The organism is Ruegeria sp. C9 (assembly GCF_056537585.1).
This window is the reverse complement of record NZ_JBQFRU010000003.1, coordinates 313,008-326,160: the sequence shown is the minus strand read 5'-3', so window position 1 is coordinate 326,160 and position 13,153 is coordinate 313,008. Positions and strand designations below refer to the sequence as shown.

Here is a 13,153-nt window from a genome sequence, read left to right as displayed (position 1 = left end):
ATAATGCATCCCATCATCAAATTGGTTTCCCAGCGCCTGGCGCTGGGACTCCTTTTGCTGCTCGGCGCTTCGGCCCTGATTTTCGGCCTAACCGAAGCCCTACCCGGAGACGCCGCGCAAGCCGTCCTGGGGCAGTCCGCAACTCCAGAGGCCTTGGCAAACCTACGCGAAGAAATGGGCCTGAACCGCCCTGCCCTTACACGCTATTTCGAGTGGTTGGGCGGCATACTTCAGGGTGACCTGGGTCAATCCCTGACCAACAAACTTGATATCTCCGAGAGTATTGGAAAACGCCTTGGGAACACTCTGTTCCTGGCTTGCGTGGCAGCAATAGTTTCCGTACCGCTTGCAATCTTTCTGGGGCTGCTTGCCGTGCGGTTCCGCAATCGCTGGCCCGACAAACTGATTTCAGCCATCACCCTGACGACGGTTTCGATCCCCGAGTTTCTGATCGGTTATGTGGTGATCTACTATATCTCAGTGAAATTGGGATGGTTCTCGTCGCTTGCGATGATCAATGATTCTATGTCGTTTGGACAAAAGTTGAATGCAATCGCGCTACCTGCCTTTGTTCTGACGCTGGTCGTGCTGGCACAGATGATGCGCATGACGCGCGCGGCCATTCTGAACCTCATGCAATCGGCCTATATCGAAACCGCTGAATTGAAAGGCCTCAGCACATTTCAGGTTATTGCCCGCCATGCCTTTCCTAACGCGATTTCACCGATCGTGAACGTCGTCATGCTGAACCTGGCCTATCTGGTCGTGGGTGTTGTCGTGGTCGAGGTTGTGTTCGTCTATCCCGGTATGGGGCAATACCTTGTGGATGCCGTGACCAAACGAGATGTGCCGGTTGTTCTGGCCTGCGGCGTGGTGTTTGCGGCCGTTTATATCGGTCTGAACATGGTTGCAGATATCGTGTCGATCCTTGCCAACCCAAGACTGAGGCATCCGAAATGATAAAGAACATTCCTCTTTCGGCTCTGATTGGCCTTATCTTCACCTTCGCCTATTTCTTCGTGGCGATCGCCGCCCCGTTGATTGCACCCTATGGAATGGCAGAAGTCGTCGGCGACGTCTGGGAGCCGAGCAGCTCCGAACATCTGCTAGGCACTGACAATATCGGTCGCGATCTGCTGACCCGCATGATCTATGGCGGGCGCACGACAATCTTCATCGCGGCAGCGGCGACGCTGCTCAGCTTTCTGACCGGTACGTCGCTGGGCCTGCTGGCTGCTGTACTGGGCGGATGGGCTGATCAGGCGCTCAGCCGTACGGTGGATCTGATCATGTCAATCCCGACTCTGATCCTGGCACTGGTCATTCTGGCCATCGTTCCGGTGACCGTCCCGATCCTGATCCTTGTTATGGGCTTACTTGATGCCACTCGCCCGTATCGTCTATCGCGATCCGTAGCGGTGGACATCAACGTGATGGACTATGTTGAAGCCGCCAAGCTGCGCGGCGAAGGGCGCGCCTGGATCATCTTCCGGGAAATCCTGCCCAATGCGCTGTCGCCACTTGTGGCCGAATTCGGGCTACGGTTCATCTTCATGGTTCTGTTCATCTCGACCCTGTCATTCCTGGGACTGGGCGTCCAGCCACCGCTGGCTGACTGGGGCGGTATCGTGAAAGAAAACAAGGATGGCATCGTCTATGGTATCGGCGCAGCGCTTTATCCCGCTGTGGCCATTGCGACGCTGGCAATCTCGGTCAACCTGGTGGCTGACTGGGTCCTGAATCGTACCACATCGCTGAAAGGAGGCCGGGGATGAGTGATATCCTTCTCAAGGTCCGCGACCTCAAAATCGGCGCGACCGTCTATCCGCCGGGTGAAAAGCCCCATGACATCGAGATCGTGCACGGGGTCAGCTTTGACCTCGCGCCAGGCAAGGTGCTGGGTCTGATCGGCGAATCCGGGGCTGGCAAATCTACCATCGGTCTGGCCTCAATGGCCTATGGCCGTGGCGGTGTGAAAATCACCGGGGGCGAGGTTTGGGTGAACGGGCGTGATATCCTCAAGACATCTCATGGGGATATCCGCAAACTGCGCGGTGGTGAGGTAACATATGTTTCCCAATCCGCCGCCGCATCGTTCAACCCCGCAAAGAAGATCATGGATCAAGTGGTCGAGGCCGCAGTCGAGCAGAAGAAGTTTTCGCGCAAAGAGGCTGAAGCCCGCGCGCGTGAGCTTTTTGCCAAGCTGGGTCTGCCCGACCCTGACAATATCGGTGATCGTTACCCGCACCAGGTTTCGGGCGGACAGCTGCAGCGCTGCATGACGGCGCTGGCGCTTTGCCCCGAGCCTGATCTGGTGGTTTTTGACGAACCTACCACGGCACTGGACGTGACTACCCAAATCGATGTGCTGATGGCCATCAAAGACGCCATTCGCGACTCGGGCGTTGCCGCCTTGTATATCACCCATGATCTGGCAGTTGTGGCCCAGGTCAGTGATGACATCATGGTGCTGCGGATGGGCGATACGGTCGAATACGGAAATACCGACCAGATCATCAACCGCCCGCAAGAAGAGTACACACAGGCGCTGGTTTCGGTCCGCTCAATCGAGCACGAAGAGAAAAAACCAACTCCTGAACCCGTGCTGAGCGTCGATGGTATCACCGCGCGCTACAAAGGCTTGAATTTCGACGTGCTGCATAATGTCAACGTCGAGCTTCATCCGGGCCAGACACTGGCGGTTGTGGGTGAATCCGGGTCGGGTAAGTCTACGCTGGCACGGGTCATCACCGGGCTTCTTCCACCCCGTGATGGTGAGATTACCTTTGCGGGCCGCAAGCTCAGCTCTGATCTGAAAGGCCGCACGCGTGAAGACCTGCGTGAGCTGCAAATGATCTACCAGATGGCCGACGTGGCAATGAACCCGCGTCAGACCGTCGGTACGATTATCGGCCGCCCACTCGAGTTCTACTTCAACATGCGCGGCGCCGAGAAACGCAAGCGGATCGTTGAGCTGCTGGATGAGATCGAACTGGGCGAGAAGTTCATCGATCGTTATCCGGCGGAACTGTCAGGTGGTCAAAAACAGCGTGTCTGTATCGCGCGATCACTGGCGGCCAAGCCAAAGATGATCATCTGTGATGAGGTCACCTCGGCGCTCGACCCGCTGGTCGCGGACGGTATCCTCAAGCTGCTGCTGGATCTGCAAAAGATCGAGGATGTGGCATACCTGTTCATCACCCACGATCTGGCGACAGTCCGTGCGATCAGCGATAGTATCGCGGTGATGTACCAGGGTCGGGTGGTTCGCTACGGTCCCAAGAGCCAGGTGCTAAGCCCTCCATTCGACGACTATACAGACTTGCTGCTTAGCTCGGTGCCTGAGATGCATCTTGGCTGGCTGGAAGAGGTTGTCGCTCACCGCAAAATGGAGAGCGCGGGGAACTGATCCGCGCCCTTCTCATAGAAACACCGAAGACCATTCAAATTCCCGGCGCTGTGAACACAAGCAGACGTCGGGATTTTGCTATTTGGGGCGCAAATGCGCAGCCATAGCCGGACGAATCTCATAGGTTCGCCGGAACGAATACTCAGAAACAAGGGCCGGAACATGGACCGCAAACTGCTTTTGATCATCCTCGACGGCGTCCCCTGGCGCAACTTTCGTCGACTGTTTGGCAATCTTGAAGGATGGGTCGACAGCGGTGCTGCCCGGGTTTGGAAACTCCGCTCTGTACTGCCTTCGACCTCTGCCAGTTGCTATGCGTCTATCCACACCGGGATCACACCGCAAGAGCATGGCTGTACAGGCAACGGCAACGTCTTCCGACTAAGCCATAAGGATGTGTTCAGTCAGGTGCGTGAGGCAGGCGGTGTGACCGGCGCGGTCACCCACAGCTATTGGTCTCAATTCTTCAATCGCCACCCGTTCGACTACGTCCGCGATGTTGAATATGACGAGCCCGACAACCTGACAATCAACCATGGTCGCTTTCATTCAATGACGGGATATGGCAACGCCAACCAGATGACGCCAAGCGATGTCGATCTGTTTGCCTCGCTCACCAACCTGTGTCTGCGCTTCGGACTGGATTATGGCATCCTGCACACCTGCACACTGGACAGCATGGGGCATCGTTTCTTCCACGATTGCGCCGAGATGGACCATGCTTGTTTCGTCATGGACGAAATGCTGGCCCCGTTCATCCCGCGCTGGCAGCAGTTGGGCTATGACGTCATCGTGACGGCTGATCATGGCCAAGACGAACGTGGCCATCACGGAGGGCGCAGCCCGTTGCAGCAGGAAACAGCGCTTTACTACTTTGGAGAGGCCAAAGGCCCTGATCCCGATACCGTGATCGACCAGCTACAGCTTGCACCAACCATACTTCAGCGCATGGGCGCACCGGTGGCGGATACGATGAAAGCCAAGCCGTTCCTGACCTGACGCGGTTCAGTCGTAGGACCAAATCCCCTGCCCCAAAGCCTCAATCGCCACGGAAATCCGCTCAAAGCTGTCCGCGGCGCGCCTGACCGATGTTCGGGCGCGCAGGTATCCGTGGACCAAACCGGCCTCGTTGATGCAATGTGCTTGCCCACCTGCGGCTGTGATCCGGTCGCAATAAGCTTGCCCGTCATCGCGCAGCGGATCGCAATCGGCGGTCACCACCACCGTCGGCGGTAGCCCCGAGAAATCGACGTCATGCAACGGTGCATAGGTAGGATCGTTCTGGGGCGTGGTACCTTGATACCGAACAGTCTCATAAAACCGGATATCGTCCAATGTCAGCAGTGGGGCATTGGCATGTTCGATATACGACCCCTGCGACATATCTCCGCCTAAGCCGGGATATATGAGGACCTGCCCCAGCACATTTTCCAACCGCCCCCGACCATGGTGCGAAACGGCTGCTGCCAGATTGCCACCCGCGCTGTCACCGGCCAGCACGATCGGCTCGCCGTATTCCTGAACCACCCAGTTCGTGGCGGTCCAGCTATCCTGAAACTGCGCCGGGTGCACATGCTCAGGGCACAACCGATAGTCGACCGAAACGATCCGATAGCCCGTCTGGGCGCAGAGTTCCGCACAAACATCATCGTGGCTATCCAAGCCCCCGACGACGAACCCACCACCATGTATATAGATGACGGTCCGGGTGGGGTCACCGGCACTATAGATGCGAACAGGTACGCCATCGGCGGACCTGTCGCGCACCTCGATGCCAGGTGGGCGCGGCTGGCGGAAGTCCTGACACATCGCGTCATAGACCTGGCGTTGGTCAGCAATGGACATCTCTACTGTATCATCCGGATAGCTCTCGGCCGTGCGCCGGATGAAACCCCAGGTCTCCTCGTCGATCAGACGTTCATAGTCCATTGTTCCTCCGAATTATTCAGACCACTCCCATGGCCGGGTAAACGAACCCAGCACTTTTGAGACATCGTCTTCGGAAGACCCATTCGCGTCAAGCTGCGCGATAAGACCTCGCTTCTTGTCGTCGATTACCGAAACGACCCGCGCTTCAATGCCTGCGGCGTCCAAAGCACCGTTGTAGATGCGCGTGATGGCTTGCTTGCGCAGTTCGGGTTTGAAAACCTTGCCAACGGCGGTTTTCGGCAATTCATCCAGAATGGTCATATGCTTGGGCTGTGCCGCGCGTTCGTGGACGTGGACCTTGCAATAGTCCATCAGCTCCTGTTCAGTGACCGAGGCCCCCTCGACCAGTTCAACAAAGGCGCAAGGCACCTCACCCGAATGCGCATCGGGCTGACCGATGGCCCCTGCAAAGGCGACGGCATCATGGCCCAGCAAGGCCTCTTCGATTTCTGCGGGATCGATATTGTGTCCGCCGCGAATGATCAGGTCCTTCGCGCGACCGGTGATCCACAGATAGCCGTCCTCATCAAACCGTCCCAGATCGCCCGTGCGCAGGTATTTATCGAAATGATAGAGGTTCGTATTCTTGTCGGTCTCGGTATAAGTATTGCCCGCGTATACGCCGGGGTTCGAGATGCAAATTTCACCGATCTGATCTACGCCGCACTCGGTTGGTCCATCCGGCCCGTCCTGCAGGATTTTGACATCCGTATAAGGGAACGGGATACCGATCGAGCCGATCTTCTTTTCCCCATCCACGGGGTTGCATGACACCAGACAAGTGGCCTCGGTCAGGCCGTAGCCCTCGACGATAGTAACGCCGGTCGCTTCTTCAAACCGACGGAACAGTTCGACCGGCAACGGAGCTGATCCCGAAAATGCTGTTTTAACGCTGGATATATCCGCATCCACAGGTCGCTGCATTTTGGCTGAAATCGCTGTCGGCACTGTGATGATGAACGAAACCTTCCAGCGTTCGATCAGTTTCCAGAAATTGTCGAATACGCCATCACCGCGATACCCGGCAGGCGTCGGGAATACCACATGTGCACCAGACGACACCGCCGCCATCACGATGACATGCACCGCAAAGACATGGAACATCGGCAGAGGGCACATGATGACGTCGTTTTCGTCAAAGAGCAGCGTGTTGCCCAACCAGCCATTGTAGATAAGGCCCGAGTATTTGTGCTGCGCTACTTTCGGCATGCCCGTAGTGCCGCCCGTGTGGAAGTAGCACGCCACCCGATCTTCCTGGCTATCCTCAAAGTTCAGCGTTTTAGGCTGCTTGTTCAGCTCATCAAGGAAGTTCTTGTAATCCGCATGGGCCAGCTTTTCTTTATCACCCATCTTTGGGCGCAAGAACGGTACAAGCCAGGATTTGGGCGGCGTCAGATAGCGATTCAGGTCGATCTCAAGGATCGTGTTGACGCCTGGAGCGTGGCGTACTGCCTCTTCAACCTTTTGGGCCACATCGGTTTTGGGAAAGGATTTCAGGGTGACGACAACCTTGGCCTTGGTCTCACGCAGGATCGCCGCGATCTGCTCTGGCTCCAGCAACGGGTTGATCGGGTTCACGATCCCGGCCACCGCACCGCCCATCATGGTGACCAGCGTCTCGTTGCAGTTGGGCAGCACATAGGCCACCACATCGTTTTCTCCGATGCCAAGGGAACGGAATAGGTTGGCGGCCTGATTGACTTTGCCCAGCAGCTCGGACCAAGTCAGCGTCTCGGCCTTGTCGGTCGGGCCGGACAACAACTGAAAGCTGATCGCTTTATGGTTCGGGAACTTGCCCGCCGTCCGCGACAACAGTTGATGGAAGGTGACGGGTACGTCCCGATCTTCCCACGCCATCTCCTGCTCGATGCGCGCCTTGTCTTCCAATCCCACAAAGGCCATGTGGCTCCTCCCCTGATCTGTCTCCCGTGTCGCGCACAGGCTTGTTTGTCACCTCCAAGATGGAAGCAAAACACACCATGCGCAAGCAAGGGCTTAGCGATCAGGTCCTGGAATATGTAGAATGACGCTACGGCGAAACGAGATGTGCCGGAGCGTCACTTTATTCTGCAGCCACCCCGTCGGTGAACTGCAAGCGTGCGAGGCGGGCATACAAACCGTCCTGCGCCACCAGATCGTTATGGGTACCCTGCGCCACAATGCGCCCGGCTTCCAGCACGACAATCCGGTCTGCCTTCTTAACGGTCGCCAGACGGTGCGCCACGATCAGAGTGGTGCGCCCTGCCCTCATGTTATCAACCGCACCCTGCACCGCACGTTCGCTTTCTGCGTCCAAAGCCGAGGTCGCCTCGTCCAGCAGCAGCACCGGTGCGTCGCGCAGGATGGCACGTGCGATGGCGATACGTTGCTTCTGACCACCCGACAGCATTACGCCCCGTTCGCCCACAAAGCTGTCATACCCTTCGGGCAAAGCCGAGATGAACTCATGCGCGGCGGCGGCTCGGGCGGCGGACTCGACTTCGGCATCTGAGGCGTCCAGACGGCCAAAGCGGATATTCTCGCGCGCCGAAGCGGCAAAGATCACGGGGTCTTGCGGGACCAGCGCGATGTGCTGACGGAAGTCGTCACGGTTCAACTCGCGCAGGTCGAGCCCATCAAGGCTGACCTGTCCCGCATCGGGATCATAGAACCGCTGAATCATCTGGATGACTGTTGTCTTGCCCGCACCAGACGGGCCAACAAAGGCCACTGTCTCCCCGGGTTTTATCTGCAGTGACAAATGATCCAGCGCGACAACGTCCGGGCGCGCGGGATAGTGGAATGTCACATCGTCGAAACGTATCTCTCCGCGTACGGGCACAGGCAATGCCTTGGCCTGCGACGGATTATTGACGGTATCCTCAGCGTTCAGCAGCTCGACCAAACGCTCCGTCGCACCTGCAGCGCGCTGCAACTCGCTCCAGATTTCGGACAACGCCGCGACTGAACCCGCCATGATGATCGAATAGATCACAAACTGGATCAACACGCCCTCGGTCATAACCCCGTTACGCACATCATTCGCACCCATCCACAGCACGCCAACGATGCCCGAGAAGACGAGAAAGATCACAATGACGGTCAGAATCGCACGGGTCTGGATCCGACGCAGAGAAACTTCGTACGAAGTTTCTGTCATCTCTCCGAACTGCGTCCTGCTGGCGTCCTCATGAGTAAAAGCCTGCACGGTTTGCACCGCACCCAACGCCTCGCCGGCATTTCCAGAGGACGCCGCAATCCAGTCCTGATTTTCCCGGCTGATCACCCGTAACCTGCGGCCCAGTACCAATATTGGCACAACCACCAGCGGAATCAGTAGCAACACCATCCCAGTCAGCTTAGCCGATGTCAGCAGCATCAGCACCAGTCCGCCGACGAACATCAAAAGATTGCGGAGCGCGATGGACACAGACGATCCCAGCACCGATTGGATCAGCGTTGTGTCGGTGGTGATACGGCTCAGAACTTCGCCGGTCATGATGCGCTCGTAAAACTCGGGGCTCATCCCGATCACGCGGTCAAAAACCGCCTTTCGGATATCGGCCACCACACGTTCACCCAACCGGGTCACCAAAGCATAGCGAATACCCGTACCCACGGCGAGAATCCCGGCGATACCGAGGGCGGCCAGAAAGTACCATTCAAGCAAATCACCATCTTCGATGCGGAAATTGTCGACCACACGCCGCACAGCCAAGGGCAATGTCAGCGTCATGCTGGCCGTCAGGATCAACGCCAGTGTCGCACCGATCATCAGCAGTCGATAGGGCTTCATAAACGGCCACAATGACCGCAGCACGCCAATTTTTTTAGACCTAGCCCGTTCATCGTAGGCGCCGGGCGCTTGTGCATTTGCTGGATTGGCGGAGCGTGTTCTTGCCATATCTGGCCCTTGTATTCTGGTCGCAGCCCTTATCAGGCGTCAATCAACGTTTCATGGCGGCGTGGGACAATGGGGTCAAGCTTTGGGCGCAATTCGGGGCACGATCCGGGCCTTTTGACGCATTCGACCGGAATGTTAGAGATGGAGGGGCTGAGTTGGAGCGGGTAGACGGAATCGAACCGACATAGCCTGCTTGGAAGGCAGGGGCTTTACCATTAAGCTATACCCGCTCAGTGCTTGCGCTGATTATTTTATGTACCAACCATCGTCAAGCGCGAAGTTGTGTTTTCAGCCTCAGATACGGCGCACGACATCAATGACACGATCTTCAAGAAATTTTCAGATGGGCGGCAAAAAGGGAAGTCGTAGCAATTCAATGGTCGTTAATTAGCGATGGAAAACAGATCTGGGTCACCACCAAACGCAAGGGAAGTAACTTGATTCCGGCATCTAACTCACACTGGAGAAAAACACTATGTATGCTTATCCCAGCCTTAGTGTTCACTTGCCTGATCGTGTTGACACTCTCGCAGCAGTCGCCCGTATGGATGCCTTTGGATGATGCCTATATAACAATCGGAAACGTGGATCTGTTTCTTTCGGGGCGCTCAGATCTTTACGGCAATGATGGTCCGACCGGCGCAAGTAGCTTGGTTCATTTTCTCGTGCTGGCCTTTTTATCGCAATTCACCACTACACCAGAGGCCAGCTTGGCCTTGAGCGTTCTAAGCGCCGGCGCATATATGATTGGGTTATGGTTGTTACTGTGTTCCGTGTCAGGCTCTCGGATTGTTGCAGCATCTGGGTCGATTGCGGGTCTCTTATTAGGATTCGCGTGGCTCCACCTTATGAATGGCCTAGAGACTGGTATGGCAATGGCAGCCATCACTTGGGCCTTTTTTCTACGCCAAACCAATCGCCACGTCGCGCTATCGATATTGATTGGCATAATGCCTTTTATCAGACCGGAGTTTTACGTTCTTTCTGCTCTCTTGTTCATTTCTATCATCGTCGTGAAGCCGATCAACTACGCGTACTGCGTCAAGATTTTTTTCATTTCCGCATCCGCCTACATAATCTTGGCACTTGTGAGCGTTCTGATTCTAGGCAGTGTTTGGCCTGATACCGCCGGCGCGAAAGAGGCTTTTTTTGCAGAGAAAGGTGAAGTTTTCTCTAGTCGACTGATGGTCGCTCTGCGCGCCGTGGTCGAGACCAATCTGCTTGTGGTTTTCTCGGGCTTGGTCTTCGCACCATTCCTTAGGGGAGGCTGGGTTGCCTTAGCTTTTTTCGGAATTTTTGTGCTCTCATCAGCTCTGAAACTACCGGGTGCTCTGTATCACAACGATTTCCGCTACCTGTATCCGTTGCTACCAATTGCAATTGCATCTTGGACAGCGGTCCTGACGGCGCGTCAAGTTTCTTCGGCCCCGGTCTTTGTGATCGGTGCCCTCCTGTCGGTATACGCTTTTGCGACAAGCAGTTGGCCAGTCTACACCATACAATGGAAATCGGGTAGCGAAGAGCGTCTTATTACAGCGGAATGGATGACTGAGAATTTACCGTCGAATTCTGTAGTAGGTGTTCACGACGCAGGCTTTATACCCTGGAAGATCGCCTCAACAGTCTCGAATCAAAACATTCGGTTCGTTGATCTTGTCGGCTTGAAGTCGCCTTCCGCGATCAAATTTCACGAGGAATTCACTGCCCCCTCGAATGGTAAAGAACGATGGCGAGCATTTGATGTGTTGGGGCGGGAACGTAAGATTGATTACATCATTGTTCTGGATCGACCGTTTTGGCGTCGTATCGAAGACAGTTTCAAGACTGCGGGCTGGGATATCAACCTTATTTTCGCCAACGAGGGCGGATATCAAGTGTTCTCAGCCAACCCAAATTGAGCGGAGCAATTGAAAACTGCCTGTTTTGAACTGATGTTTTCGAAATGGAGAATAACTCAACCTGTGGTTTGAAAACAAACTGTCATGTTACGTGAATATACGCTGTTCACCAAAACCCTATTCAGACAGCCAGGAGCTATCCATGACAGACGTCGATCTTACCACCCTTTCCGCCGACGATTGGGATGAGTTGCACTTCCCCCGCCCGGATGAACACGACTTCGACCGCGTGGTTGAAAGCGCTATCTCGCGACGGGGTTTCCTGTCAGGAGTTGTAGCTCTTGGGTCGGGCGCTGCGGCGATGGGCGCTGGTTTGTTGGGCTCAACTTCAGCACAGGCGGTCGATGCGCAACGCTTTGCCTTCACGCCGATTCCCGCCCAGACCGATGGGACAGTCCACGTGCCGGAAGGTTATGAGTGGAAGATGCTAATGCGCTGGGGCGATCCGCTGTTTTCCGAGGCCGATGGATACGATTTGACCGATGGCGGTAAGGTTGAAAACTCCGACAAGGTTTTTGGCGAGAATACGGATGGGATGGAGACATTCTCGTTCCGGGGTCACGAGCTGATTGCGATCAACCACGAGTACCCGAACCGCAAGATCAACCTGCCTGCCGCGCAGGAAGGTGTTCCAACCAGTGCCGATGACGTTCTAAAGTTGCAAAACATCCAGGGCGTGACCGTAATGGAGATCAAGGAAGGCCCTGCGGGCTGGGCGGTCGTTAAGGACAGCCCCTTCAACCGCCGGATCCACCACAACACTCCAATGAAGATCGTCGGCCCCGCCGCTGGTCATGACCTACTGAAGACCGAGGCCGATCCGACAGGAACCGCGTCGCTGGGCACCATGAACAACTGTGGTTCCGGCAAGACACCGTGGGGCACCTACCTGACCTGCGAAGAAAATTTCAACGGCTACTTTGGTTCCTCTGACGAGAATGCCAGCTACGATCAGAAGGTCGCGGACGGCATGAAACGCTATGGCATCAAAGCCGAAAGCTGGAATGGCTACGAACTGTTTGACCCCCGCTTCGACACCTCGAAAAACCCCAATGAGCCGCACCGCGCAGGCTGGATCGTTGAAATCGACCCGACCAAACCCGACAGCACTCCGGTCAAGCACACCGGCCTTGGTCGCTTCAAGCATGAAAATGCTGAGGTCGCGCTGGCTGCGGACGGTCGTGTCGTGGTCTATATGGGCGACGATGAACGTGGCGAGTATCTTTACAGGTTCGTCTCGAACGCGGCCTATGCGCCCGGTGTCGACACTCAGGGCTTGTTGAATGACGGCACGCTATATGTCGCCAAGTTCAATGACGACATGAGCGGCGAATGGCTGCCGCTGACGCCGGAAACAACCGGCATGGACGCGGCCGAAATTCTGATCTTTACCCGTATGGCCGCATCGGCTGCGGGCGGCACCACGATGGACCGCCCGGAATGGGTGGCCTCAAGCCCTGTTGCGGTCGAAGCATATTGCTGCCTGACCAACAACAAGAACCGTGGAGTTAAGCCAAATGCTGGGGGCGATGACACTGCAGTCAACGGCCCTAACCCGCGCGAGGCCAACAAATACGGCCAGATCGTGCGCTGGCGTCCAGCGGATGAAGATCACGCGGCCACTGGCTTTGATTGGGATCTCTATGTCATGGCCGGAAACCCAACTGTTCATTCGGATAACCGTGGCGGATCGGCAAATGTGAACGAAGGCAACCTGTTCAACTCACCCGACGGCATGGCCATCGATTCGACCGGTCTGGTCTGGATTCAGACAGACGGGAATGATGACAACGAGGAAGAATTCGCAGGAAACGGCAATAACCAGATGCTAGTTGGCGATCCCGTGACCGGGGAGATTGTGCGCTTCATGACCGGCCCGAATGGCTGTGAAGTCACCGGTCTGGCCTGGTCGACCGACCTGCGCACCATGTTTGTTGGCATCCAGCATCCGGGCAGCAATTGGCCCGATGGCGGTACGCCGCGTTCGTCGGTGATTGCGATCAAACGCACCGACAACGGGCTGGTCGGCTAAAC

General features: G+C 56.2%; 10 protein-coding genes and 1 tRNA gene. 7 read left to right on the top strand and 4 right to left on the bottom strand.

The annotated features are described in order from the left end of the window. The first annotated feature begins 3 nt into the window (after window positions 1-3). The 4 genes from ACR0NE_RS09875 to ACR0NE_RS09860 all read left to right on the top strand — a co-directional run bounded on the left by ACR0NE_RS09875 (window position 4) and on the right by ACR0NE_RS09860 (window position 4,408). Window positions 4-960 carry an ABC transporter permease gene (locus ACR0NE_RS09875; RefSeq protein WP_170392259.1) on the top strand — a complete coding sequence of 319 codons (957 nt, stop codon included), beginning with the start codon at window positions 4-6 and terminating at the stop codon, window positions 958-960. Next, window positions 960-1,775 (top strand): ABC transporter permease, encoded by an 816-nt coding sequence (locus ACR0NE_RS09870; RefSeq protein ID WP_170392918.1) that lies wholly within the window; start codon window positions 960-962, stop codon window positions 1,773-1,775. The genes ACR0NE_RS09875 and ACR0NE_RS09870 overlap by 1 nt, the downstream gene beginning before the upstream one ends. Then, the gene (locus ACR0NE_RS09865; protein WP_170512411.1) at window positions 1,772-3,409 is read left to right on the top strand and encodes an ABC transporter ATP-binding protein; all 1,638 of its coding nucleotides are present in this window, start codon (window positions 1,772-1,774) and stop codon (window positions 3,407-3,409) included. Before ACR0NE_RS09870 ends, ACR0NE_RS09865 begins: the two co-directional genes overlap by 4 nt. 162 nt (window positions 3,410-3,571) lie before the next feature. After that, window positions 3,572-4,408, top strand: coding sequence for an alkaline phosphatase family protein (locus ACR0NE_RS09860; protein ID WP_170594639.1), 837 nt, complete (start codon window positions 3,572-3,574; stop codon window positions 4,406-4,408). A 6-nt stretch (window positions 4,409-4,414) separates the two neighbouring features. Here the strand turns inward: ACR0NE_RS09860 and ACR0NE_RS09855 are convergent, their stop codons facing one another. The 3 genes from ACR0NE_RS09855 to ACR0NE_RS09845 form a co-directional block, all read right to left on the bottom strand. Beyond that, window positions 4,415-5,338, bottom strand: a complete 924-nt coding sequence (locus ACR0NE_RS09855) for an alpha/beta hydrolase (RefSeq protein WP_170594637.1) — start codon at window positions 5,336-5,338, stop codon at window positions 4,415-4,417. 12 nt (window positions 5,339-5,350) lie between these two features. Continuing rightward, window positions 5,351-7,240 (bottom strand): acyl-CoA synthetase, encoded by a 1,890-nt coding sequence (locus ACR0NE_RS09850; RefSeq protein ID WP_170594635.1) that lies wholly within the window; start codon window positions 7,238-7,240, stop codon window positions 5,351-5,353. A gap of 160 nt (window positions 7,241-7,400) precedes the next feature. Then, on the bottom strand, window positions 7,401-9,221 hold the full coding sequence (locus tag ACR0NE_RS09845; protein WP_170594633.1) for an ABC transporter transmembrane domain-containing protein: 1,821 nt from the start codon (window positions 9,219-9,221) through the stop codon (window positions 7,401-7,403). On the opposite strand from ACR0NE_RS09845, the gene ACR0NE_RS09840 reads away from it, so the two are divergent. Then, window positions 9,215-9,409, top strand: a complete 195-nt coding sequence (locus tag ACR0NE_RS09840; RefSeq protein WP_170392271.1) for a hypothetical protein — start codon at window positions 9,215-9,217, stop codon at window positions 9,407-9,409. The two genes, ACR0NE_RS09845 and ACR0NE_RS09840, sit on opposite strands and share 7 nt — an antisense overlap. Here ACR0NE_RS09840 and ACR0NE_RS09835 read toward each other — a convergent pair. Next, window positions 9,378-9,451, bottom strand: a tRNA-Gly gene (locus ACR0NE_RS09835). The genes ACR0NE_RS09840 and ACR0NE_RS09835 overlap by 32 nt on opposite strands. A 318-nt stretch (window positions 9,452-9,769) precedes the next feature. Here ACR0NE_RS09835 and ACR0NE_RS09830 point away from each other — a divergent pair. Beyond that, window positions 9,770-11,119, top strand: a complete 1,350-nt coding sequence (locus ACR0NE_RS09830) for a hypothetical protein (RefSeq protein ID WP_170420677.1) — start codon at window positions 9,770-9,772, stop codon at window positions 11,117-11,119. Between the two features lie 142 nt (window positions 11,120-11,261). Next, window positions 11,262-13,151 carry a PhoX family protein gene (locus tag ACR0NE_RS09825; protein WP_170594631.1) on the top strand — a complete coding sequence of 630 codons (1,890 nt, stop codon included), beginning with the start codon at window positions 11,262-11,264 and terminating at the stop codon, window positions 13,149-13,151. Window positions 13,152-13,153: the final 2 nt, after the last annotated feature.